The sequence below is a fragment of the Daejeonella sp. genome (assembly GCF_030684675.1).
Lineage (GTDB): Bacteria > Bacteroidota > Bacteroidia > Sphingobacteriales > Sphingobacteriaceae > Daejeonella.
In genome coordinates this window covers 1-25239 of record NZ_JAUXXZ010000026.1, presented here as the reverse complement: position 1 = coordinate 25239, position 25239 = coordinate 1, and the positions used below count along the sequence as shown (strand labels likewise).

General features: G+C 40.7%; 21 protein-coding genes, 1 tRNA gene and 1 pseudogene. 10 read left to right on the top strand and 13 right to left on the bottom strand.

Features of this window, described 5'->3' with window-relative positions; translation table 11 throughout:
- The first annotated feature begins 9 nt into the window (after nt 1-9).
- The 3 genes from Q8M41_RS04810 to Q8M41_RS04800 all read left to right on the top strand — a co-directional run bounded on the left by Q8M41_RS04810 (nt 10) and on the right by Q8M41_RS04800 (nt 4003).
- Nucleotides 10-726 carry a 3'-5' exonuclease gene (locus Q8M41_RS04810; protein ID WP_305364113.1) on the top strand — a complete coding sequence of 239 codons (717 nt, stop codon included), beginning with the start codon at nt 10-12 and terminating at the stop codon, nt 724-726.
- A gap of 91 nt (nt 727-817) precedes the next feature.
- Entirely contained in the window at nt 818-2947 is a 2130-nt protein-coding gene (rnr, locus tag Q8M41_RS04805) for a ribonuclease R (RefSeq protein WP_305364112.1), read from the top strand.
- Nucleotides 2948-3028: 81 nt separating this feature from the next.
- Complete coding sequence (locus Q8M41_RS04800; RefSeq protein ID WP_305364111.1) at nt 3029-4003, top strand: polyprenyl synthetase family protein; 975 nt, start codon at nt 3029-3031, stop codon at nt 4001-4003.
- A 55-nt stretch (nt 4004-4058) separates the two neighbouring features.
- Here Q8M41_RS04800 and rpmA read toward each other — a convergent pair whose 3' ends face one another.
- The 4 genes from rpmA to Q8M41_RS04780 form a co-directional block, all read right to left on the bottom strand.
- Complete coding sequence (gene rpmA / locus Q8M41_RS04795) at nt 4059-4502, bottom strand: 50S ribosomal protein L27 (RefSeq protein WP_305364110.1); 444 nt, start codon at nt 4500-4502, stop codon at nt 4059-4061.
- Between the two features lie 104 nt (nt 4503-4606).
- Nucleotides 4607-4918 (bottom strand): 50S ribosomal protein L21, encoded by a 312-nt coding sequence (gene rplU / locus Q8M41_RS04790; RefSeq protein ID WP_305364109.1) that lies wholly within the window; start codon nt 4916-4918, stop codon nt 4607-4609.
- A 659-nt stretch (nt 4919-5577) separates the two neighbouring features.
- Complete coding sequence (locus Q8M41_RS04785; RefSeq protein ID WP_305364108.1) at nt 5578-6000, bottom strand: hypothetical protein; 423 nt, start codon at nt 5998-6000, stop codon at nt 5578-5580.
- A gap of 130 nt (nt 6001-6130) precedes the next feature.
- Complete coding sequence (locus Q8M41_RS04780) at nt 6131-7546, bottom strand: dicarboxylate/amino acid:cation symporter (protein WP_305364107.1); 1416 nt, start codon at nt 7544-7546, stop codon at nt 6131-6133.
- Nucleotides 7547-7611: 65 nt separating this feature from the next.
- Between Q8M41_RS04780 and Q8M41_RS04775 the strand changes: the two genes are divergently transcribed.
- The 3 genes from Q8M41_RS04775 to Q8M41_RS04765 are packed head-to-tail and all read left to right on the top strand — an operon-like array spanning nt 7612 to nt 9258.
- A complete protein-coding gene (locus tag Q8M41_RS04775; protein WP_305364106.1) occupies nt 7612-8130 on the top strand; it encodes a hypothetical protein in 519 nt (172 codons plus the stop codon).
- A 44-nt stretch (nt 8131-8174) separates the two neighbouring features.
- A complete protein-coding gene (locus tag Q8M41_RS04770) occupies nt 8175-8669 on the top strand; it encodes an RNA polymerase sigma factor (RefSeq protein ID WP_305364105.1) in 495 nt (164 codons plus the stop codon).
- On the top strand, nt 8656-9258 hold the full coding sequence (locus Q8M41_RS04765) for a hypothetical protein (protein WP_305364104.1): 603 nt from the start codon (nt 8656-8658) through the stop codon (nt 9256-9258). Before Q8M41_RS04770 ends, Q8M41_RS04765 begins: the two co-directional genes overlap by 14 nt.
- 2 nt (nt 9259-9260) lie before the next feature.
- Here the strand turns inward: Q8M41_RS04765 and Q8M41_RS04760 are convergent, their stop codons facing one another.
- A complete protein-coding gene (locus Q8M41_RS04760) occupies nt 9261-9899 on the bottom strand; it encodes a hypothetical protein (protein WP_305364103.1) in 639 nt (212 codons plus the stop codon).
- Nucleotides 9900-10085: 186 nt separating this feature from the next.
- On the bottom strand, nt 10086-11039 hold the full coding sequence (gene trxB, locus Q8M41_RS04755; protein ID WP_305364102.1) for a thioredoxin-disulfide reductase: 954 nt from the start codon (nt 11037-11039) through the stop codon (nt 10086-10088).
- Nucleotides 11040-11353: 314 nt separating this feature from the next.
- Between trxB and Q8M41_RS04750 the strand changes: the two genes are divergently transcribed.
- On the top strand, nt 11354-13486 hold the full coding sequence (locus Q8M41_RS04750) for a DUF5916 domain-containing protein (RefSeq protein ID WP_305364101.1): 2133 nt from the start codon (nt 11354-11356) through the stop codon (nt 13484-13486).
- A gap of 348 nt (nt 13487-13834) precedes the next feature.
- On the opposite strand, the pseudogene Q8M41_RS04745 reads toward Q8M41_RS04750, so the two are convergent.
- The 5 genes and pseudogenes from Q8M41_RS04745 to purL all read right to left on the bottom strand — a co-directional run bounded on the left by Q8M41_RS04745 (nt 13835) and on the right by purL (nt 22494).
- Nucleotides 13835-14995, bottom strand: a pseudogene (locus Q8M41_RS04745) (dipeptidase).
- A gap of 9 nt (nt 14996-15004) precedes the next feature.
- Nucleotides 15005-16633, bottom strand: coding sequence for an acyl-CoA carboxylase subunit beta (locus Q8M41_RS04740; RefSeq protein ID WP_305364100.1), 1629 nt, complete (start codon nt 16631-16633; stop codon nt 15005-15007).
- A gap of 38 nt (nt 16634-16671) precedes the next feature.
- Nucleotides 16672-17688 (bottom strand): YCF48-related protein, encoded by a 1017-nt coding sequence (locus tag Q8M41_RS04735; protein WP_305364099.1) that lies wholly within the window; start codon nt 17686-17688, stop codon nt 16672-16674.
- Nucleotides 17685-18116, bottom strand: a complete 432-nt coding sequence (locus tag Q8M41_RS04730; protein WP_305364098.1) for a DUF2147 domain-containing protein — start codon at nt 18114-18116, stop codon at nt 17685-17687. Before Q8M41_RS04730 ends, Q8M41_RS04735 begins: the two co-directional genes overlap by 4 nt.
- A 628-nt stretch (nt 18117-18744) precedes the next feature.
- Nucleotides 18745-22494, bottom strand: a complete 3750-nt coding sequence (purL, locus tag Q8M41_RS04725; protein WP_305364097.1) for a phosphoribosylformylglycinamidine synthase — start codon at nt 22492-22494, stop codon at nt 18745-18747.
- Between the two features lie 290 nt (nt 22495-22784).
- Here purL and Q8M41_RS04720 point away from each other — a divergent pair, with 290 nt between their 5' ends.
- Together Q8M41_RS04720 and Q8M41_RS04715 are read left to right on the top strand one after the other, a co-directional pair.
- Nucleotides 22785-23033 (top strand): hypothetical protein, encoded by a 249-nt coding sequence (locus Q8M41_RS04720; RefSeq protein WP_305364096.1) that lies wholly within the window; start codon nt 22785-22787, stop codon nt 23031-23033.
- Between the two features lie 26 nt (nt 23034-23059).
- Complete coding sequence (locus tag Q8M41_RS04715) at nt 23060-23728, top strand: hypothetical protein (protein ID WP_305364095.1); 669 nt, start codon at nt 23060-23062, stop codon at nt 23726-23728.
- 53 nt (nt 23729-23781) lie between these two features.
- On the opposite strand, the gene Q8M41_RS04710 is transcribed toward Q8M41_RS04715, so the two are convergent.
- Both Q8M41_RS04710 and Q8M41_RS04705 read right to left on the bottom strand, forming a co-directional pair.
- On the bottom strand, nt 23782-24468 hold the full coding sequence (locus Q8M41_RS04710) for an ATP-binding cassette domain-containing protein (RefSeq protein ID WP_305364094.1): 687 nt from the start codon (nt 24466-24468) through the stop codon (nt 23782-23784).
- Entirely contained in the window at nt 24434-24724 is a 291-nt protein-coding gene (locus Q8M41_RS04705) for a hypothetical protein (RefSeq protein ID WP_305364093.1), read from the bottom strand. Before Q8M41_RS04705 ends, Q8M41_RS04710 begins: the two co-directional genes overlap by 35 nt.
- Nucleotides 24725-24966: 242 nt before the next feature.
- On the opposite strand from Q8M41_RS04705, the gene Q8M41_RS04700 reads away from it, so the two are divergent.
- Nucleotides 24967-25050: transfer RNA gene (locus Q8M41_RS04700), tRNA-Leu, on the top strand.
- Nucleotides 25051-25239 lie beyond the last annotated feature (189 nt).

Below are 25239 nucleotides of genomic sequence, written 5' to 3'. Positions count from 1 at the left end.
GATTCATATATGTTAGAAAGCATTGATCTTCAACAGGTTTTAGTACTCGATGTTGAAACCGTTCCCCAATACCCTTCTTTTAACGAATTACCTGCAGATTATCAGTCATTATGGGATCAAAAGACCCGTTTTCAACGGCGTGATGGCGAAACAGCAGCTGAATTTTATTCCAGAGGAGGAATACTGGCAGAATTTGGAAAAATCATTTGCATTTCGGTTGGAATCTTCTCAAAAAAAACAGAAACACTTTCCCTGCGGGTAAAATCCTTCTATGGAGATGAAGAAAAGGAGGTGATTCAGTCATTTATTGATCTATTAAACAAACAGTCGGATTCCCTTGTTTTATGTGCCCACAATGGCAAGGAATTTGATTTTCCCTATTTATGCCGCAGGATGCTGATCAATGGACTACAAATACCCGTTCAATTGAATATTCATGGAAAAAAGCCCTGGGAGATCATGCATCTGGATACGATGGATCTATGGAAATTCGGGGATTATAAAAACTATACCTCGCTGAACCTGCTTGCTGCGGTATTCAATATACCAAGTCCGAAAGACGATATTGACGGCAGTATGGTTCATAAGGTTTATTGGGAAGATAATGACCTTGAACGTATCAGGATATATTGTGAAAAAGATGTGATTACTACTGCACAAATCCTGCTAAAATTTAAATCTTTAGCTGCCTTATCCTCAGATCAGATTACTATTGTGGAGCCCTGAAGGCATTTCAATGATCATTTGAATGTTATCAAATGGTAAAGAAGCTTATTATTAGCTGCTTAAGCCTTACCTTAGGGGAAATTAGTAAAAAATGTCAAAAAAGAAATCAAATAACTTTAACCTGGTCCTTACCAAACTCATTACTGATGTGTTTGAAAAATCAGGTAATAAGCCATTAAATTATAAACAGGTTGCATCAAAACTTAACCTCCATGATGATGAAACCAGAGTCTTAATACTGGAGGTTTTAAAGGAAGAAACCAGAAAAGGAATTCTTCAGGAGCCTGAAAAAGGCAAATTCATATTAAAACAGCTTAAAACGTTCGTAACCGGCAAAGTCGATATGACCAGTGACGGTTCGGCCTATATTGTCAGTGATGATGAATTTGAGGAAGATATTTACGTAGCACCACGTAAACTGCGCAATGCCCTGCACGGTGATATTGTTAAGGTGTATGTCTATGCCAAGAACAAGGGCCGTAAAAAAGACGGAGAAGTTGTCGAGATCCTGCAAAGGGCCAAAATGGACTTTACAGGAATTATCAAGCTTTCTGATCGCTTTGCCTTTTTTGTACCGGATGACCGGAAGATGCTGCATGATATTTTTATTCCTTTAGACAGACTCAATGGTGCTAAAGATGGTTATAAAGCCATAGCAAAGATTGTTGACTGGCCTGAAGATGCCAAAAACCCGATTGGTGAGATTACCCATGTGCTTGGTAAACAGGGTGAGAATAATGCTGAAATGAATGCCATTTTAGCTGATTATGGTTTTCCTCTGGCTTTCCCTGATGAAGTAGAAAAACAGGCTGAATTAATAAAGGAAGAGATCACCGAAGAAGAAATCGCCAAACGGAAGGATTTTAGACAGGTACTGACCTTTACTATTGATCCGGCGGATGCCAAAGATTTTGATGATGCCATTTCATTCCAAAAATTAAAAAATGGAAATATTGAAGTAGGTGTACATATTGCCGATGTTTCGCATTACGTTAAACCTGGATCAGCACTTGATAAAGAAGCTTTTGAGAGGGGAACATCTGTTTACCTGGTCGACAGAGTGATTCCCATGCTTCCTGAGCGATTATCTAATGGTTTATGCTCACTAAGGCCTAATGAAGATAAACTATGCTTCTCGGCCGTATTTGAGCTCGATAATGATGCCAATGTCGTTGAACAATGGTTTGGACGGACAATTATCCATTCTGATACCCGCTTCAGTTATGAAGATGCGCAGGAAGTACTCGAAAATAAAAGCGGTAAACATAGCGAGGAGCTTTTAAAGTTGAATGAGATTGCCTATAAACTGAGAGAACGTAAGTTTAAACATGGCGCAATCAGCTTTGAAAGTGTAGAGATTAAATTTCGTCTTGATGATCAGGGTAAACCACTTGGGGTTTATGTCAAAGAGCGTAAGGATGCCCATAAACTGATTGAGGATTTCATGCTCCTGGCTAACAAAAAAGTAGCTGAATTTATTGCAAAAAAAGGCAAAGGAAAGCAGAAATTGACTTTTGTCTATCGTTCACATGATTCACCCAAAGAGGATGCTTTATTGAGTTTCTCACAGTTTGCATCAAAGTTTGGCTATAAGATTGATATGAGTTCGGGACGTGAAACTGCCCGCTCACTTAATTTCTTAATGGCTGATGTGGAAGGAAAGAAAGAGCAGAATGTATTGACCCAGCTCGCAATCCGATCAATGGCTAAAGCTGTTTATACGACTAAAAAACATAGTCACTACGGACTGGCATTCGATTATTATACCCATTTCACCTCTCCTATCCGCAGATATCCTGATGTGATGGTTCACCGTTTACTCGAACTATATCTGGCGGACGGAAAATCTGTAAATGAAGAGGAATATGAAAAAATGTCAATTCACTCCTCCCAGATGGAGAAAAAAGCTGCCGATGCTGAACGTGCTTCAGTAAAATACAAGCAGGCAGAATACCTTCAGAATAATATTGGGGAAGAATTCAGTGGAATTATTTCCGGATTGACTGAATGGGGTATGTATGTTGAAATTATAGCCAATAAATGCGAGGGTATGATTCGATTACGCGATCTTAACGATGATTTTTACGTTTTAGACGAGAAGAACTACTGCATCATTGGTCAGCGCCGTAAAAAGAAGTATCAACTGGGAGATGAGGTGACCATCATGGTCAAAAAAGTAGATTTGGGTAAGCGTCAGATAGATTTCACCTTAGTAAAATAAAATTAAGATAACCGGGGGAATTAAACAGAGTCTGAATTAATCAGTTTTGCTAATTTTGCTTCAAGCCATAGTTTAAATTAAATGCATTCGATAGAACAGCTTCAAAACATCATTAATAAGGCTATAGCCGAAACCAAATACACCGCAAAACCTGCAGAATTATACAAGCCAATCAGCTACCTGATGCAATTGGGTGGTAAACGAATGAGGCCGGTTCTGGTTCTTGTTTCAACTGAACTATTCAGAGGGAATGTTTCAAAAGCATTGGATGCTGCGATAGGCATTGAGCTGTTTCATAATTTCACGCTGATGCATGATGATATTATGGATAAAGCTCCCCTCAGAAGAGGGAACCCAACAGTCCATGTAAAATGGAATGAAAGCGCAGCGATTTTATCGGGTGATGTAATGTTTGTAGAGGCCTACAAACTCATGATCCGGGTAGATGATTCGATACTAAGGAAAGTTCTGGATATATTCTCTGATACCGCATCGGGAGTTTGTCAGGGGCAGCAGGCTGATATGAATTTCGAGAAAAGGGATCAGGTAAGCCTTAAAGAATATATTGAAATGATCAGGCTTAAAACTGCGGTATTACTTGCAGGAAGTATGCAGATCGGAGCTTTGATTGGAGGGGCTGAAAAAGAGCAGGCCGATTTATTATATGAATTTGGCGAAAATCTGGGGCTTGCCTTTCAGCTTCAGGACGATATCCTCGATGTATATGGTGATCCTGAAAAATTCGGAAAACAGGTTGGAGGAGATATTCTCGCTGATAAAAAAACCTTTCTGCTAATCAAAGCCAGGGAACTAGCTAATGAAGAAAACGCATCAGAACTTGATAGATGGCTGAACAATTCTGATGTCTTACCCAAAAATAAGGTGAATGCCATCACTTCTATCTATGATTCACTGGGAGTACGCAAGCTTGCGGAAGCTGAAATGGAAAATTACGTCAGGAAAGCACTAAATGCCCTGGATAAAATCACTGTGGAAAATTCAAGGAAAGAACTCCTCAGAGGATTTGCGGAGCAATTACTGATCAGAGAGCATTAAAAAAGCCCTGATTTTCATCAGGGCTTTCATAAATTAATATTTCTTTATTCTAAAATTAAGCTTCTGCAGCATCATCAGATGCTTCTTTCTTTGCAGGCGCTTTCTTAGCTACTGGTTCTTTTTTGGCTGCAGGCTTTTTTGCTGCTGGTTTAGCTGCAACTTCTACTGCTTCATCGATTACAGCTGCTTTAGGAGCTGCTGCTTTCTTTGCTTTTGGAGCAGCATCTTCAACTACTACCGCAGCTTCTCTTGGAAGAATAGAAACATATGATTTATTATCATATCTCTTTCTGAAAATTACTGTACCATCAATCAGTGCAAAAAGGGTATGGTCTTTACCAATACCAACATTTCTGTCTGGATGATGCTGAGTACCGCGCTGACGCACGATAATATTTCCTGCAATTGCTGCCTGACCACCGAAGATCTTAATACCTAAACGCTTGCTATGTGATTCGCGACCGTTTCTGGAACTACCGGCTCCTTTTTTATGTGCCATGTTATTTTATAATTTATGAATTGTAAACAATTCAGGATTTTAAACTTAAACTAATTGTAATCGTTTTGAGTTAAGAGTAAAAGTTAAAACTTATTACTTATTACTTATAAAGAAATGCCTGTAATCTCAATCTTAGTGAACATCTGACGGTGTCCGTTTTTCTTCTTGTAACCCTTACGACGTTTCTTCTTGAAAACGATTACTTTTTCACCCTTTAAATGAGACAGTATTTTAGCACTTACTTTGGCTCCCTTCAATGCATCAGCACCGATTGAGAATTTACCATTGTTTTCAGCTAATAATACGTTGTCAAATTCAATACTAGCGCCTTCTTCTCCCTGTAAACGGTGTACAAAAAGATATTGGTCTTTAACAACTTTAAATTGCTGTCCGGCTATATTTACTATTGCGTACATTATTAATATATTTTTTAAATGAGGTGCAAATATAAGAATATTTCTTTTGAAAGAAAAACTAATTTGGAATAATTAGTCTGGAAGAGAATACCCCATGTTCTGTCCATGCTATAATCCCTGATTTAACTTGAGTCCGATAAAAGAAAAATTTTAAATATTAGGGTTTTAATTGGTCAGGTATGGCTCTTGACCCACAATGGTTTGATTTTGTAAATCAATACCTGTGTGTTATAGGCTGGCTCAGCCCTTTCCTTCGGAGTTATCCGGCATGAAATCGCGTTCTATTTCAAATTTCCATTAGCCGGAAGCTACCTCCTCCGGCAAGGTTTATTTTACCAGGGGCTGTATTTCATTGGGAATTGCAGCCCTGCAGTGTTCAACATTGCTTGCTCAGCCGACCCCGAAGGTGGTCGAATGTTTATAGAAACACCTTAATATCTTGGTTCCCGACCCTGAAGGGGTCGTATGTGATAATTTGAAGTACATGCGCCCGCCCTGGACGGGCGGGATTTCCTTGTGAAATTTTGCTATAAACATTTGACCCATTCTGGGTCATTAGAAAAAATTCCAATCTGGATTGCAATAATCAAGATTGAAAAAAGCCTTGATAATGACAATTCATCTTCGAATAGGCATTCTACCAGATTAAAACCTAAAAATCAATCCTTATCCCTATCCCTCACATCCGATATCATATTACTGATCTCGGTAATCAATGATTTTGCAGCACCTGCCAGCTTAGGTTCCTTATCATAGCTGATGTCATACAGCACATGTTTACTCTTGTCCTTATATCTGAATTCAATATAATAAGTCGGAGAATTTCTGCCTTTAGCTGACCCTACATCCCCTTTAAGTTCATCGGGAAAGTTCCAGAATCCGAGTTCTGCTGCTTTGCGGTGCAGATACAACAGATCATCCTTACGCATTTTAACTTTTGTCTTAATCAGGGAATCATCCTGATTAACATATTGAAAATCACCTGTTTTGGAATAATACTGATTGACCATACTATCCCCAAGTCCGTATTTAAAAGTAATGGATTCAAAATCAGAAAACCGGTAAGGGGCATTCTTCACCATTATCGAATAATAATAAACAGTGTATAACAGAAATGGGGTTATTATACAAATCGCTAAAAATATCTTTTTACCTCTATCACTCATAAATTTGACGCATTTAAAGACATGTGTCTGTTAAAATTAAATTTCATTAATGTTTTGATGCCTGATCTTCCAGATTATGAATCCGGTTCTCATCCGGAGCACTTAATTCTGCCGGAGGATTAAATTCTCCCTCCCATTTAGCAATAACTACAGTAGCCAGGCAATTCCCAATTACATTGACCGATGTTCTTGCCATGTCCATCAGTTCATCGATACCCAGTATTATAAATATGGGCCATACCGGCATACCAAAAGATGCTGCAGTACCCAGCAAAATGACCAAAGAAGCCCTTGGCACTCCTGCAACACCCTTACTGGTTAACATCAGGGTGAATACGATCAGCAATTGCTGACCAAAGGTCATGGGCATTCCAGCCGCCTGGGCGACAAATATCGCGGCAAGTGATAAATATAAAGTAGTTCCGTCCAGATTAAAGCTGTATCCGGTTGGCATTACAAAAGCTACGATTTTACGCGGCACACCAATGCGTTCCATTGCTTCCATTGCCCTAGGAAGAGCAGCTTCTGAACTGGTAGTTGCAAAGGCGATTGAGACAGGCTCGGCAATGGCCTGCAGGAATTTTTTGATCGGAACACCCACAAAAAAAGCGATCGGAAGCAAAACTCCGAGAAGAAATACCAATAAGGCTACGTATAAAGTAAGAAGCAACTGAAAGAGATTCACCAGAATCCCAAGTCCCATATGCCCCACAGTATAAGCTATGGCCGCTCCTACTCCTATCGGAGCAAAATACATGATAATATTGGTGAATTTAAACATCACTTCCGAAAGGCTCTCTGTCGCACGCAGCATAGGCTGACGCTTATCTTCACGAACCATTGCAAGTGCAATCCCGAAAATAATACTGAAAACCACGATCTGTAAAACCTGACCCTCGGCTATAGATTTGGCAATATTCTCAGGAAAAATATGAAGGATTATATCATTCAGGGTTTGGGGTGGAACTTTCTCAAGTTCTTCATGAGCCCCTGTTGGCATTGAAATCCCCATACCAGCCTTCGAAATATTGATTGCTGCAAGTCCGATAAAAAGAGCAACGGTAGTAACCACTTCAAAATACAGGATTGACTTCCATCCCATTCTACCTACCTGTTTCAAATCAGAATGACCGGCAATACCAAATACCAGTGTCGCAAAAAGTAATGGGGCAATAATAGTCTTGATCATCTTTAAGAAGACCTTGCTTAATACCTGCAGTTTAATTCCTATCTCCGGAAAATCATGCCCGATTTCTGCTCCGACTACCATAGAGATCAAAATCCAGGTAGTAAGTGATTTCTTTTTAAACCCGTACATAAACAATCCGGCGATGGCCAGCCACCTCGAAAACATCAATACCAATTCTGGAACATTCAATAAGCTATAATGATCCAAAAAAGTGAGCAAGGCAGAAAATGAAATCACTATGATAGCGATAATTCCGAGATTTGAAAACTTCATAAATGCTGGTTAGTCTATCGAACAAAAGTAATTAATTAGATTTACCAAGCAAATGAAAGCATAAGATGAAGCCAGAGAAACTAAGTGATCTAAAAAAAGAGTTGTCAGGGCTTTCTGTGCACGAATTAACGGACATCTGCCTCCGGCTGGCCAAATACAAAAAGGAAAACAAAGAGTTACTTGCCTATCTCCTTTTTGATGCGGATGACCCGATGAAGTATGCCGAAGAGGTAAAAAATTTCCTGCTTGAGGATTTTAAAACGATGCAGAAGCATTATTACTATAGTACTAAAAGTATGCGCAAAATTATCCGCCTGATTAACCGTTATGCTAAATATACCGGATCAAAGGAGGTAGAAACCGAGCTTGCACTTTGGTTTTGTATTAATTTTTTAAAATATGCGGATTTAAGAACCAGCCATAAACCGCTGCAGGGATTGCTTACCCGGCAATTTGAAAAAATCATTAAATTATTACCAAAACTGCATGAAGACCTTCAGTTTGATTATCAAAAGGAATTCGAATCTCTTGTAATTAATGCCTCCGAGCAAACCCGATGGATTAACAAAAGCCAATATTTGTAACAATTCAGCAATAGCAAAGTCAAAAAAACCTAAACTGATTACTTTTGAGCAAGGAAGCGCAATTCAAGGAAATTTTCCAGGCCAATTCTAAAAAGATCTACCATTTGTGTTATGGTTATACCGGGGATGATGAAACCGCGAACGACTTGATGCAGGAGACTTTCATGAAAGTCTGGCAAAATCTTGATAAATTCAGAAATCAGGCTTTAATATCTACCTGGATCTATCGGATTGCTGTCAATACCTGTTTATCCTATCTGAGAGTGGAAAAGCGGCAGGCAAAAGATGAGCTTACCGACACCATTATTGAAACCAGAGGCGAAGAGATCTCGGAGAAGAACGAGCAGGTTTCAACTCTTTATAAATGTATCGCCCAGCTTGAAGAAAATGAACGTATCATAATCACCATGGTGCTGGATGAATTACCCTATGTCGAAATAGCAGAAATATCGGGTATCTCGGAAGGGAATTTGAGAGTAAAAATTCATCGAATTAAACAAAAACTGACTGAATTATATAACAGACATGAAAGATTTTGAAGCATTGAAGAGTATCTGGCACGACCAGGTTGCACTGCCGAAAGTCAGTCACGAAGATGTATTGAAGAACCTGCGAAAGACCAGGAATGGTCTTGCAAGTAAACTATTAATCGAAATGATAGGCATGGGGATTGCCGCTGCAGTACTCATCTACGTTTGGATAGCGAGTCCGTTTACAATGTGGACCACCCATCTGGCAATGATCATATTTATTTGTTGTTGTATTTACTATATACTGGCAATGATCAGCAATTACCGCAGAATAAATTATGATAAGCTGCTGGACAAGCCTGAATGTTATATCAATCACCTCAAAAAATATAAACACGACCGTTATATTTTCAATACCAGAAAGTATAAAGTGTATTCAATTTTCTTTACCGCCGGATTTATACTCTATTTTATTGAGATTTCTTTTATGACTTCCCTATGGATTACGGTTATGGGAATTTTATTCACTTTCCTTTGGATCGCATTATGCTACTTTGTATTGATGCGAATCTATATTAAACGCGAGGAAGCAAAACTGGAAGAAATGATCCAAAATCTCGAAAGGCTGCATAAACAGTTCGAAGATACCGATCAATAATCCTAAGGCTTTTTAGCTTCCCCCTCAGTTTCTTCCTTTATCTCTTTAAATTGCAAGCTATTGTTTTTGAGTGTATACTCTAACTTCCTGATCGCGGGTTTAACATTTGATGAAGAATCCTTTACTGCATGAAAAGGGAATTCACGGAATAGCTTTCTATCTTTAACATAAATTGAATCTTTCCCCTGATACCCCTCCTTTAAGGATGAATTCAGATCCGGAAAACGAATTTGCTGGCTGGATCCGCTATCCCCAAATTCGTAGATATACATATTCAGATAAGAATCCTTTTCCTGCCCTACCGACTGTATGTACAACTCCGGATTCCCGTCGGTATCGAGATCCATATTCCAGGCATCTACCACCTGACCTTTTAGTTCATCGGAAACAGAGCGATAACTTAAATGAGTAGAGTCTGATCTTAAAATAAGATAGCCTCCAATGGAATCTGATCCCCTGCCCCAGCTAACAATATCCAGAGTCAATCCCGGTTTTACTTCTATTGCTTTGTGAAAACGAAAAGGCTCCGCTGTCTTCTTCGCTTCCTGCTTGACTGGCATTACCTGCTTTTCCTCTTCCGCTCCGCAAGAAATTAATAAACCCGTTAAACAAAGCACAGAAATAAATTTAAAACTATTCATATCAGGAAATTCTCAATAAAGGTGTAATTAGAATTGTTTGCTCATTTCAAATTTAATAAATAAATACAGGCATTTCATAAGCTTGATTAACAATATATTATGCGTCTGATCTTGTAGTGTACACGATCAGAAACAAAAAAAAAGCCTCCGTATGAGGGAGGCTTTAATGTCTTATTTATCCGATAATCAATGACTACCATGTTCTGCAGCTGCCAGGTATCTTTCAGCCTCCAGTGCTGCCATACAGCCAGTTCCTGCCGCAGTTACCGCCTGCCGCCATAACTTATCCTGAGCATCGCCACAAGCGAATACACCAGGAATATTTGTCTTAGTGCTATCTGCTTCCGTAATCAGGTATCCTGTTTCATCCATATCCAGTATTCCTTTGAATATCTCTGTGTTTGGATTATGGCCGATTGCAACAAAAAATCCCGTTACATCCAGCACCTTTTTTTCTTTGGTCAGGTTATTTGAGACTCTTATACCGGTAACATTCTTACCGTCACCAAGAATTTCTTCTGTATCTGTATTGTAATGGATCTCGATATTTGGGGTATTTAAAACCCTGTTTTGCATTGCCTTGGAAGCTCTGAATTCATCCCTTCTTACAAGCATGTGCACCTTCTTACAAAGCTTGGCCAGATAGGTCGCCTCTTCTGCTGCTGTATCGCCTGCCCCTACTATTGCAACATCCTGACCCTTAAAAAAGAAGCCATCGCATACTGCACAGGCAGAAACGCCAAAACCGTTATATTTTTGTTCGCTTTCCAGTCCGAGCCATTTAGCACTTGCACCCGTAGCAATAATTACTGTATCAGCAGTTATTGTCTTTTCTTCATCAATAATTACTTTATGTGGAGTTGAAGAAAAATCGACTTTAGTTACATATCCAAAGCGGATCTGAGTTCCGAAACGTTCAGCCTGTTTTCTGAAATCCTCCATCATCTCAGGACCCATAATTCCATCGGGATAACCAGGGAAATTTTCCACATCAGTAGTTTGAGTCAGTTGTCCTCCGGGAACCATTCCGGTATACATTACCGGTTTCAAATCAGCACGGGCTGCATAAATAGCTGCAGTATAACCTGCGGGACCTGATCCTATGATCAGACATTGTACATGTTCAGTATCTTGAGACATTTCTGTAATTAATTTATACAAATTTAGGCTTTTGGCGGCGGATGGACAACATGGAAATGTCAACTAAAAATACTATCCTAACAAAGGTATCATCACAATTCACTATAGGCGAACAATGACATCGCATTAAAATATATTTATTTAAAATAAACTCATCCATTGTTGTTATTATTACAAACAAATACCAGCTACGTTTTGTTATGCCCAATCCTTTAAAATCAGGAGATCTGAACAACCCCAATTCAATACTGCCTAATCACTCTAATCAAAGATCTAAATCAGTGTTTAAGTACATTATCTTTATTTTTCTCAGTTTGCTGAGTATAAATGCCCTTGCTCAAAAGATAAATTCCAAATACGAACTGAATATCAAACCCGCGACTTCTGAAATCAAAATTGATGGAGATGTGAGTGAGCAGGCATGGAATGATGCTGAACTAGCGAGTAATTTCTTCATGGTACAACCCATGGATACGAGCTTTGCAAAGTTGAGAACAGATGTAAAAATGACTTATGACAAGGATCATCTCTACATTATTGCTATTTGTTATCACGAACCAGGTCCTTATTTCGTAGAATCTTTAAGAAGGGATTTTGCATTTGGAAAGAACGACAACTTCCTGATGTTTATGGATCCATTCAATGACCTGACCAATGGATTTTCATTCGGAACAAATGCAGCCGGCGCTCAATGGGATGGTATTATGTATGAAGGCAGTAAAGTAGACCTTAGTTGGGATAATAAATGGACTTCAGCGGTAAAAAATTACCCTGATCGCTATGTTTTTGAAGCTGCCATACCCTTCAAATCCATCCGCTATAAACCTGGAATCACCCGCTGGGGGATCAATTTCAGTCGTATGGACCTTAAATCGAGCGAAAAATCAAGCTGGACCCCTATTCCAAGACAGTTTGCAACCGCTTCCCTGGCCTATACCGGATCTTTGGTCTGGGATCAGCCACCGCCTGTACCAGGACAGAATATTTCAGTGATCCCTTATGTGCTGGGCGGCATTTCAAATAATCATCTGACTTCCCCCATTCATAGGGATTATCGTGGTGAGATTGGTGGGGATATTAAAGTAGCCATCAATTCTTCATTAAATCTGGATCTGACTGTAAACCCAGATTATTCACAAGTTGAAGTCGACAGGCAGGTTCCAAACCTGGACCGCTTTGAACTTTTCTTCCCGGAACGAAGACAATATTTCCTTGAAAACGGTGACCTTTTTGCCAATTTCGGCTATCAGAATATCCGTCCCTTTTTCTCCAGACGTATTGGATTAGGAGTACCGATTCAGTATGGCGCACGCCTCAGTGGAAAACTAAATAAAGACCTGAGAATCAGTGTAATGAATATGCAGACCGAAAATACTGGTGCAAGTGACCCTGCTCAGAATTTCGGGGTAATTGCATTACAGAGAAGAGTGTTTGCAAGATCCAGCATCAGTGCCATTGTAATCAATAAGCAGTCCCTGAATTTTAGTGCAGCCAATGCAGCCGTTGGGGTTTCAAGATACAATCGGGTGGCAGGATTAGAGTATAATCTGGCCTCGGCCAATAACACCTGGACAGGCAAGGCAGTGAGCATGAAATCCTTCAGTCCGAATAAACGCGGTAAGGATATGATGCAGGCAGCAAACCTTCGTTACTGGACTGGAAACTGGGATCTGAACTGGCAGCATGAATATGTTGGAATAAATTACAATGCAGAAGTCGGTTATGTTCCCAGACGAGGCTATGTCCATCTGAACCCTTCTGCTTCCTATCTCTTTTTTCCAAAAGCGGGCAAACTGGTTAGCCACGGACCAAAATTCTTCAGCAGCAATTACTTTAACGAATCATTTAAACCGACTGATAATACCAACTATGTTGCTTATAGCCTGAATTTTAGAACCAGGGCAACATTTACCGCCTGGACTGCCCATGATTATGTGAAACTTCTACAACCCTTTGATCCAACCAATGCTGGAATTGCAACTTTACCTACCGGAAGCAAGCATAGCTGGAACTCATTTGGTACAGAATTCGTTTCCCGGCCTCAAAGTCTCTACACTTTCTCTTTTTCAACGCGCTATGGCGGATATTATGCTGATGGAACCCGTTTGAATATTACAACGGAGTTTGGTTACCGATTCCAGCCCTATGTCAGTTTTGCTCTCAGTTCAAGTTATAACGACATCAAACTACCCAATCCATGGAACAACCGCAAATTCTGGCTGGTTGGCCCGCGTCTGGATGTTACCATGACCAATAAGCTCTTTTTCACAGGGTTTGTACAGTACAATGAGCAAAGCGATAATATCAATGTAAATACCCGGGTACAATGGCGTTATAAGCCCGCCTCCGACATCTTTATCGTGTATACCGACAATTACCTGCCAACACCCTTTTCTGTCAAGAACAGGTTCCTTGTGCTGAAGATGACGTATTGGTGGAACATTTGATTAGTTGACAATTGATAATTGACAGTTGACAACATGAGGAGAATGGAGAGTTGACCGTTGTCATCTCGACGAGCGAAAATAAATTTTATTAAAGTTGATTTTTCCGCGAGAAGAGATCTGTTTAATTGAGACCCGATAGCTATCTGATGGAGAATTTTAATTGATAGTTGAAAATGAGAAAAAATTAGAGCTGAGAGATTGACTTTTTCTTCAAAAGGATCGTTCATGTCCCCCTTCGGAGGGGGGTGCCTAAGCCATTGCGGTTGCAGGGGGAGGATTTACTTTAGAGTTCAAATTCATCTTGAATCTTAACTCAAATTCCTGCTTTCAGCTTTTAGCTTTAAGCTTTCAACTTTTAGCTCTAAGAAGGAGTCTGATAAAATTCCCTCCCAATATCTTCCTCACATCCTTCCCTAAATACCCCCTTTGAAGTAACGCTTCAGTAATCAGCGGGTATTTGGAAACATCATCAAGGCCTTTGGGGTAGGATTCTGCGCCGTCATAATCAGCGCCTAAACCAACATGATCTGCACCAACAAGCTTGACCATATGATCAATATGATCAATAAGCAAAGACAATGGAGCACGCATATCCTCTATTTCCTGACGGTATTTGTTATTAATCTCCTCAGAAGCTCTTGACCGACTATTATATTTCGCTGTCAAAGCACTCAGTTCATCTTTATGCCTGTCATTATACTGATTTTGCTTACCGCTGTAAGTACTATCCAAAAAAAGGGAAAAGAAGTTCACAAAAACCACCCCTCCTGTTTTAGCAATGGCCCTGATCTGATCATCCTTTAAATTACGCTGATGTGCATTAAACACATAAGCAGAGCTGTGTGAGGCCATTACAGGCTTCGTAGAAGCCTTAATCGCATCGTAAAAAGTAGTCTCACCCACATGCGAAAGATCTACAATTACCCCCAGCTCGTTCATGCGTTTGATGATCTGCTTTCCCAGATCACTGAGACCGATTTGCTTTAAACTATCTTTTTAAAAAGTTTCTTCATATGCCGAACTCGACCATGGGGTACTATTATTCCAGGTCAGGGTCATATAAATCATCCCGCGTTTGGCAAGCGCTTCCAGGTTTTCGATCTTGTTCTCGATCATATGTCCGCCCTCTACACCAAACAAAGCCGCCATTTTCCCTTGTTTCACTGCTGATTTCAATTCTGAAGCAGTTCTTACCTTAGCAATCTTATCCGGGTGACGTCTGATCAGTGCATCCAGCGAATCAATCTGCCTGTTTGCCAATGCGAATCCTCCGGTATAATCACTCCAGACCGAAAAAACCTGTACATCCAATCCACCTTCTTTAGCACGTACCAGATCAAAATTTCCACTCTTCTGCCGTACACCAACATCAATACCCGTTTTGATTTGATCGGATAAAATATCTCCGTGGGTATCCACTACAATAGCTTTTTTATGGAGTTTTGCCCCGGTTTGGGCACTGGCACCAAGCGCCCCCAATAAAAATATGCCGAGAAATAAATGCTTCATCTGTTTTCTTTAGGTCTGTAAAATACCTGCGTTAAAGGACTTCTCTATGGGCGACTGGTTCGCTGCCTCAATCCCCATCGAAATCACCTTCCGGGTCTCCAGGGGATCTATAATTCCATCGACCCATAAACGGGATGCCGCATAATACGGTGTGGTTTGAGCATCATAACGATCTTTAATCTCATTTAACAATTCATCTTCCTTCTCCTGAGTTATTACCTCCCCTTTTGCTTTTAAAGATGCTTCCTGAATTTGAAGCAATACTTTAGCCGCCTGCTGACCACCCATCACCGCGATCTTCGCAGAAGGCCAGGCATAGATCAAGCGCGGATCGTAGGCCTTACCACACATCGCATAATTACCTGCACCATAGGAGTTTCCAATCACTATGGTAAACTTCGGAACCACCGAATTGGCAACTACATTCACCATTTTAGCACCATCCTTGATGATTCCACCCTGCTCCGAGCGACTCCCAACCATGAAACCGGTCACATCCTGCAAAAACACCAGGGGTATCTTCTTCTGGTTGCAATTCATGATGAATCGAGCAGACTTATCAGCCGAATCCGAGTAAATCACCCCGCCGAACTGCATTTCACCCTTTTTACTCTTCACCACCTTACGCTGATTGGCCACAATACCGACCGCCCAGCCATCAATCCGCCCTAATCCGCAAATAATACTCTGTCCGTATAAAGCTTTGTACTCTTCAAACTCTGAATTGTCCAGCAGGCGAAGAATGATCTCCCGCATATCGTAGGGATTCTCCCTGCTTTCAGGCAGCAATCCGTAGATCTCCTCTTCATTCAATTTAGGTGCAGCAGGCTTAATCCGGTCAAAACCAGCGTTCTTTGGACTCCCTAACATGCTCATGACCTTACGAATCGAATCCAGACAAGCCGCATCATTGGGGTGTTTATAATCGGTCACGCCGGATATTTCACAATGCGTGCTCGCACCACCCAGGGTTTCATTATCAATGTCTTCTCCGATGGCTGATTTAACAAGGTAGCTTCCTGCCAGAAATACCGAGCCGGTACCTTCAACAATCATTGCTTCGTCGCTCATAATAGGCAAATAAGCCCCTCCGGCAACACAAGATCCCATAATTGCAGAAATCTGTACGATTCCCATGCCACTCATGATCGCATTATTGCGAAAAATCCTCCCGAAATGCTCCTTATCCGGAAATATCTCATCCTGCATTGGTAAAAACACCCCTGCCGAATCAACCAGGTAGATCACAGGTAAACGGTTCTCCATCGCAATCTCCTGCGCCCTGAGGTTCTTTTTAGCCGTCATCGGGAACCAGGCACCAGCCTTTACAGTCGCATCGTTCGCAACAATCATACACTGCCTGCCCGAAACATAACCTATGCCCGTAACCACTCCCGCCGAAGGGCAGCCGCCAACATCCTGATACATATCTTCAGCGGCAAAAGCCCCGATCTCCAACCATTGGCTATCCGGATCGAGTAAATAACTAATCCGCTCACGTGCCAGCATCTTTCCCTTCTCCTTCTGCTTCGCAGCAGCCTTTTCACCACCACCGGCATAAATTTTCTTTAAGCGGGTTTTCACCTCATAGACTAGCTGCTTATTGCTGTCCTCATTTTTATTGAATTCAAGATTCATAGTAGCATTTAAGTCTTAAAATTGAATGGCAAAATCCCTCATTTCTGATAAATAGCAATACGCCCGTTTCCACCTGTCAGTAATACCAGATCGCCTGCTTTTGCCTTTCTGACCGTATGAAAACCCTGATCAGAAAGTTTCATCCAGGTTTTACCGCCATCTGCAGAACTGTCAGTACCCTTAGGCCCCGTAGCAATTAATTCATTTTTTGATAAATATTCTATAGCAGAGCGATAACCGAATAATGTAACCTGAGGCTTTGTCCAGCCCTGACCCCCATTTTTTGTCAGTACCAAATTATTTACCCTGGAAGTATCCGAAAGAAAATCACCCCCGGCTGCTACACCTGCTTTATTCTTATAAAATGCAATTGAAAATGGCCCGGTACTATTTTTACCCTGGATAATCGGCAATTGTGTGGCTTCCCAGTTTAATCCATAATCATTCGATCTGAATATTCTTGATTGCAAGCCACCCGTTGCAATCCAGACCTTGCCTCCCTTTCCCGTGCGAATATTTGTCCCGCTTGCCGCGAAACTTGCTTCTCCATTTATCAAAGGAATTTTATTCTGAGCACTGATATTCTGCCAGCTCATTCCCCTGTCCCTTGTTTCCAATAAGACCATCTGTTCCTTAATCGGATCACCATAAATAATCCCTCTATCAGCATCCCAGAAATCCATGCCGTCCAGAAAGATATCCTTAGATTCGTTCCGGTAGACTTCCTTCCAGCTTTTGCCGCCATCTATTGTTAACAGGATCACAGCAGGTGTGCCAGCACTCACTATAATAGCTTTGCTTTCCGAAAAGCCCTCAATATCCCTGAAATCGAGGCTTTCATAGCCTTTTATTTGCTTCCAGCCCCAGTTTTTGCCCCCATCTTTACTGACTGCAGTCCAGCCTTTGCTGCCACTTACCCAGACAACAGAATCATCCATAACAGATAATCCCCGCAAACTGGTATCCTTACCTTTCTGTAAAAGCTGTATAGATTGGGCACTCAATCCGGAAACGGAAAGAATGATAATAAAAATCAAACTAATAAAATACCTCATTCCACCCGGGTCCAGGTTTCTGTGCGCCCGAGCAATGAAAAGCCCACAAAACCGCGTACATTGATTTTATTCTTACCATCTGCACTGATTTTACAGCTATAAGTTTTGCCTGTTTTAGGATCGTAAATAGTGCCCCCCTCCCAGATTCCTTCTTTGTAGATAAAATCTTTAAGAAAAACCAGTCCCAGAATCGGACGTTTATTCAAATCATTGTGCGGATTTTCCTTATCCAATTTAGGTTTCCCATTCGCATCAAATGGCTCTTTAAGCCAGGCCAGCTTGCCAAAGAATTTGTTTCCATTGGCGTAAATCTGAATATGTGCCTCTCCGGTCGCATTAAGCCATTTCCCAAGGATCAGATCTTTATTTTGCGAAAAGCCATTCATACTGCAAAAAAGCAGCAGAACGATAAAAAGATATTTCTGCATGGTTAGCTAATTGATTAGCTATAAAAATATGGATAATTTCAAATTAACTAGGTAAAGGGGGAATAAAAATCAATGGGAGCTAGGAATATTAGGATTAAGGTGATTCGTAGGATTGGGAATAGTGCTTAAGAACAACTATTTGCTTATTCAATTTGTCTGAACTGTGATTTTGGCAATTCTTATGATTACGAAAATACTCAAGAACAACCATTTCCATTGAACTCAAATTTTTAGGTATCATGCTATCCCCCTTTGGAGGGGGTGCATCGGATTGGTGCGGTTGCAGGGGGAGGTTAAAATCATAATCATTCTTCCAGCCTCCCCCTTTTATTCCCCCGCCTGCGGGGGATACTGGGCGCATAGAAATAGTACTCAAGAATAACTACTTGCAATATTGTCTGAACTGTGATTCGTATGATTAAGCTGATTCGTATGATTAGGAATAGTGCTTAAGAATAACCATTTCCATTGAACTAAAATTTCTAGCCATCATGCCTCCCTCTCCTTCGGAGGGGGCTGGGGGGAGGCCGGTATGGACTAGGATTAGTAGGATTAAGGTGATTAGTAGGATTAGGAAAGTGCTTAAGATTACCTGTTATGCATTGAACCCCAATCCCAGCTTTCAACTTTAAGCTTTTAGCTTTAAGCTCCCCTCAACCCATTTTCTCGCATTCACAAATGCCTCCAACCACGGAGAAACTTCGTCCTTTTGGCCTCTGTCAGGGTAATTCGCCCAGTTCCATGGAAAAGTTGAGCGCTCAATATGCGGCATCATTACCAAATGTCTTCCTGTTGCATCACACATCATAGCAGTATTGAAATCTGAACCATTCGGATTTGCAGGATAGCTTTCATAGCCGTATTTAGCGACAATATTATACTGCTCTTCGGCATAAGGCAAATTGAATTTACCCTCTCCATGTGAAATCCAGACCCCCAAAGTAGTGCCTTCAAGCGAAGAAAGCATCACCGAATTGTTTTTCTGGATTTTTACGGATGTGAACCCGCTTTCATGCTTGTGAGAAGTGTTATGATGCAGCTTTCCATGAACTTCATGATCAGGATTGATCAGTTCAAGCTCCATAAACAGCTGGCAGCCATTACAAATACCCGCAGATAAAGTATCATCACGCTTAAAAAAGTTCTTCAGGACTGTATTAGCCTTTTCATTGTATAAAAATGCACCTGCCCAGCCTTTTGCCGAACCCAAAACATCCGAATTGGAGAATCCTCCGACAGCCCCGATAAACTGAATATCCTCTAAATTTTCCCTTCCCGAAATCAGATCGGTCATGTGGATATCTTTCACATCAAAACCGGCCAGATACATCGCATTCGCCATTTCGCGTTCAGAATTACTTCCTTTCTCACGAATGATCGCTGCTTTTGGTCTTACTGCTCCCTTGGCTATGACAGGTAATTTACCGTCAAAATTTGCAGGGAAAGTAAATTGTAAAGGCTGTTTCTTATAATTGTGATAACGCTCCTGCGCCATTCCGTTTTTCGATTGCTTAGAATCCAGGAGGAATGAGGTTTTGTACCAGGTATCTCTTGTTTCAGACACATTGAAAGTGAATGAATCGCTGTTATTCTTAATGCTTATTGAATTACCTTCGGCAACCCTACCTATTTTAAAGATTTCAATCCCATTCTGAGCAAAGATAGCTTCCACAGATGCATCAGCCTGGAAAACTACTGCAATGTTCTCGTTAAAGAATGCTTTTACCGTATCCTGTTCATTTAATGAACTCAGATCATAATCAGCACCCAGATTAACCTCCGCAAAGCTCAATTCCAGCAAAGTAGTGATCAAACCACCGCTGCCCACATCATGCCCGGCATTGATGTTGCGGTCTTTAATCAGATCCTGCAATACATTAAAAGCCTTTTTGAAATAAGCTGAATCCTTAATTGTTGGGACTTCTGTTCCAACCTTATTTAGAATCTGAGCAAAAGAAGAACCACCCAGCTTGAATGTATCCTGAGATAAATTAAGATAATAAATGTTTCCGCCATTACGCTTCAGAACCGGCTCAACAACCTTAGTGATATTAGAGCAATTGCCGGCTGCCGAGATAATAACAGTACCAGGGGCAATAACCTCATCATTCGGGTATTTCTGCTTCATTGACAGCGAATCTTTCCCTGTCGGGATATTGATTCCCAGTTCAATAGCAAAATCTGAACATGCCTTTACAGCTTCATATAAACGGGCATCCTCACCTTCATTCTTACAAGCCCACATCCAGTTTGCTGAAAGTGAAACCGAAGCTAGACCATCCTTTAAAGGAGCCCAGACTATATTTGAGAGTGCCTCCCCGATGGCAGTCCGAGAACCCGCTCCCGGATCAATCAATGCGGATACCGGTGAATGCCCGATGGAAGTCGCAATACCCTCCTTTCCTTTAAAATCCAGCGCCATTACACCTGCATTGTTTAATGGCAATTGTAACGGTCCGGCACATTGCTGTTTAGCAACCCTGCCACCAACACAACGGTCAACTTTATTGGTCAGCCAATCTTTACAGGCCACGGCTTCCAATTGCAATACCTGATTGAGGTAAGCTGGAATATCTGAAGTATTATAAGTCAGATCAGCATAATTCCGCTGAACTGTTTTATCCGCCATAATGGTTTTAGGAGAACTTCCAAAGAAATCTTCCAAAGCATAATCCATTGGCTTTAAGCCTGTTGATTTCGACTCGAAGGTAAAACGATGATCATTGGTTACATCTCCCACCTCGTACATTGGTGAACGCTCACGCTCGGCAATGCGTTTTAAGGTATCTATATCTTTCTGGCCGATCACCAGACCCATACGTTCCTGTGACTCGTTACCAATAATTTCTTTTGCTGATAAAGTTGGATCGCCAACAGGCAATTTATCCAGATCAATAAGTCCACCGGTAGCTTCCACCAGCTCCGAAAGACAGTTTAAATGTCCTCCTGCGCCATGATCGTGAATGGAAACGATCGGGTTATGATCGCTTTCAACAAAAGCACGAATCGCATTGGCTGCACGCTTCTGCATTTCAGGATTGGAACGCTGAATCGCATTCAACTCAATTCCTGAACCAAAAGCACCGGTATCTGCAGAAGAAACCGCAGCACCACCCATTCCAATGCGGTAGTTCTCTCCGCCAAGGATCACAATTTTATCTCCTGCTTTCGGACTATGTTTAATCGCCTGATCCAGCTTACCATATCCAACACCACCCGCCTGCATAATTACTTTATCATAGCCGGTTTTACGACCGCTTTCCTCATGCTCAAAGGTCAATACAGAACCCGTAATTAAAGGCTGACCGAATTTATTTCCAAAATCTGAAGCACCATTGGAAGCTTTGATCAGGATATCCATAGGGGTTTGGTAGAGCCATGGGCGTTCGGACATGGCGTTCTCCCAGGTGCGGTTGCTTTGTGCGGTGTCACCCTGATGCCCCCGATTTTCATCGGGGTGACTAGAGTGCTGGTAATCAGCATGCTCCTGCTCCAAGCGAGAGTAGGCGGTCATATAAACAGCCGTCCCTGCGAGCGGCAATGAACCTTGTCCCCCGGCCAGCCGGTCGCGGATCTCCCCTCCCGAACCGGTTGCTGCGCCATTAAAAGGTTCAACGGTTGTAGGGAAATTATGGGTTTCGGCTTTAAGGGAAAGAACAGAATCAAATTCCTTCTCTTCGTAGAAATCAGCCTTATCGGCAGTTTTAGGTGCAAATTGCACCAGCTTAGGGCCTTTTACAAAGGCCACATTATCTTTATAGGCCGAAACAATATCGTTGGGATTCGTTTCAGAGGTTTTACGGATCAGTTTGAATAGTGAAGTCGGTTTTTCTTCCCCATCAATCACAAAAGTACCGTTGAAGATCTTATGACGGCAATGCTCTGAATTGGCCTGTGAGAAGGCGAAAATCTCAGAATCCGTTAATTTCCTGCCCAGCTTGGCAGACAGATTATTCAAATAATCAACTTCCTCAACGCTTAAGGCCAGTCCTTCGGATTGATTATAAGCCGCTATATCGCTGATATCCAGAATAGGCTCAGGTTTGATATGAATCGTATAGATCTCCTGATTCAGTTCTGAATACTTCTGCGAAAGCATCGGATCAAAAGCATTAAAATCAGCCGGAACCTTTTCAAATTCCTCGATACGGATAATGCCTGAAATACCCATGTTCTGTGTGATCTCGACCGCATTGGTACTCCAAGGTGTAATCATTGCAGCCCTCGGACCCACATGATAGCCTGGCATCACCAATTGATCTGATTTATGTGCTTCCCCAAAGAGCCAGTTTAGTCTCTTTATATCTTCCTGAGCGATCTCAGCAGGTGTTTGAACAGCAAAAACTTTGTTTATTGGGGAGACAAAAAAATGGATCATTGAACGTTTTCTTTGGGTACCTGTATTAGAATTGCAAAGTTAATTTTTTTATGGGAATTTGGACGATGGAATGTGATTATGATTTGATAAGATGGAAGAATTATACCCAGGATTTCCTGCTCCTGAAGAGAGCATTATTAAATTAGAACCTGTAACAGATATTTAGCATATTTAAACAAAGCTATTCCAATACCTGAGTTTATGCTTATCCGGAAAACGAATTAAGAAATCATTCAAATTGTGTATCAAGGCTTATTTTTCAAATACAGCAGACCATACAATCCTAAAAAATGAAAGCAGCACTTAGAATTTCCTTCCTTGTTTCAGTAATTATTTGCTGTACAATCACTGGTTTTAGCCAGATCATCGGGAAAGTAGAAATTGTAAACGAAAAGCTAAACCAGTTTCAAAATATAAGGGATTTCTGCATTTCTCAGAATAATGACGAAATCTATTTTACGCTGCAAAGCCCTTTTCAGGAGATTTCACAAATTGTATCCATGAAAAAGTTGAATGGGAAATGGTCAGACCCAAATTAATGTCATTCTCCAATAAATTCTCCGATATGGAGCCATTTCTTTCCCCTGACCAGACCAAACTTTATTTTGCTTCAAACAGACCTCTGAACGATTCTGCAAGTACTGCAAAAGATTATGATATCTGGTATGTCAAAAGAGAAAACAAAAACAGTCCATGGTCTGCCCTGATCAATATGGGCAAGCCAATAAATTCCAAAAACGACGAATTCTACCCCTCTGTTTCAGCAAATAATAATTTGTATTTCACATCCGACGCTCCGGGTGGTATCGGGCAGGACGATATTTATTTATGCGAGTACCGCAATGGCACTTATCAGGAAGCTAAACTATTGGGACCAGAAATCAATAGTACCGGCTACGAATTCAATGCCTTCATCTCTAAAAATGAAGATTTTCTGATTTACACAAAATACAACAGCGAAGGAGGCCTGGGTAGCGGCGATTTGTACATTTCTAAAAAAGACAAAGCCAATCAATGGAGCAGGGCAGAAAACATGGGAAATACCATCAACACAAAATTCATGGAATACTGCCCTTTCTATGATGAAGTCAATGAAACCTTATACTTTACCAGCAAAAGGAATAGCATTCAACCCAGAAAATTTGAAAGTATTGCAGGGCTCAATCAATATCTTTCGGAAAGTGAAAATGGGAATAGCAAAATTTATAAGATCGGGTTGAGGATTAAGGAGTAGGCAATTGAGAGTGGAGAATGGAGAATAAGAAATCGGGAATAAAATCGAAAATTTTAACGATTCAAATATCCCAACCTTACCAAATCACTTCTTCCTGAGATTGATTTCAGGTAGCCATCACTCAACAGATAAAACCTGTTTGCGATATCCAGAACGCTATGATAATCATGATCGGTTAGAATAATCCCTTTTGATTTCGAATGAGATTTAATCAGTTCACTTACCGCTTTTACGATAATTGGGGAAAGACCATTGAAGGGCTCATCAAGCAGTACAAACTTTGAAGGCAGGTTCAATAAAACCTTAATTTCCAGATAGCGAAGCTCCCCTCCAGAAAGTGAATTTACTTTAGTGTTCAGAAAGGGACTCAGGATAGCATCATTCACAAAGCTATTCACATTCTGATTATTTAAGGTAAGCCTGATTAGTTCTAGTACAGTTGAATTATTGGGTAAAAAGGTGTCCTGAGATAAATAAGAAATTTCCTGTATCAGTTGGGACTGGCTTACCAATACCTTATCATTCACTCTGACAAATTTGTTATCTGCCTTTTCTATTCCAAACACGATCTTCATCAGGGTTGATTTTCCGGTCCCGTTTCTACCAAATAGACCCACAATATCTCCGGTAAAGCATTTTAAATAAACATCGCTTAAGATTACCCGTTCAGAATACCTTTTGGCAAGACTATCGACTTCCAAAACATCAAGCACGATCAAAGAGAATGAGGAATGATCCAATTAAAACATTCAGAAGAATACAGAAAATTACTAAAGCAGTTTTAGTTATACCCATATTCTGATAATAGAAGTATTCATTTTTGCGGGTTTGCTCTTTATAAAAAAGGCTTAAAATCCATCCACCCGTCATAAATGCAATCCCGAAAACTGTAATAAAACCCAGCCTCCCTCCTATTGCTGCAACTAGGGTAGCAAATGCGATGCTTAAACTTAGCGTGCTTTTGTAGAATACAGAAAATAGCTTCAGTTTATGCATTTATACTTGTTTAGCTGTCTAAAATAAGAATTTTTATCCAACCTGAGTCCTCACCTATTATCTTATTGATGGATTAGATAAAGTAGGAATTAAGGTATAGTTTGATATGAATTTAATATATAAAATCGCTTCTTAATTTTATCTGAATTCTTATATATTTGCATGCCTTTCTAATGAACATGTCAGTGTCACTGAGCGTCACAACAATCAACAAACTGGCTTTTAATGGCAGAAAAAGCATTGCCCGGATGGCGAAATTGGTAAACGTTGCGGTCTCAGAAGCCGTTGGAGTACAATCCTTGAGAGTTCGAGTCTCTCTTCGGGCACGAGTAAATGTGTTATCTGTTGTCAGTTATCTGTTATCAGTAAATCACTTGTCCGTGCCTGAATAAGGTTGACTTTTAAAAGGTATACAAACCTGTTATTATTATTGTTGTAACTGTGGGAATGTGGTAAACTCGATAGAGTTTTCCATATTTCCACAGTTTTTTTCTTTTTTGCTTCTTTTTTCTTTT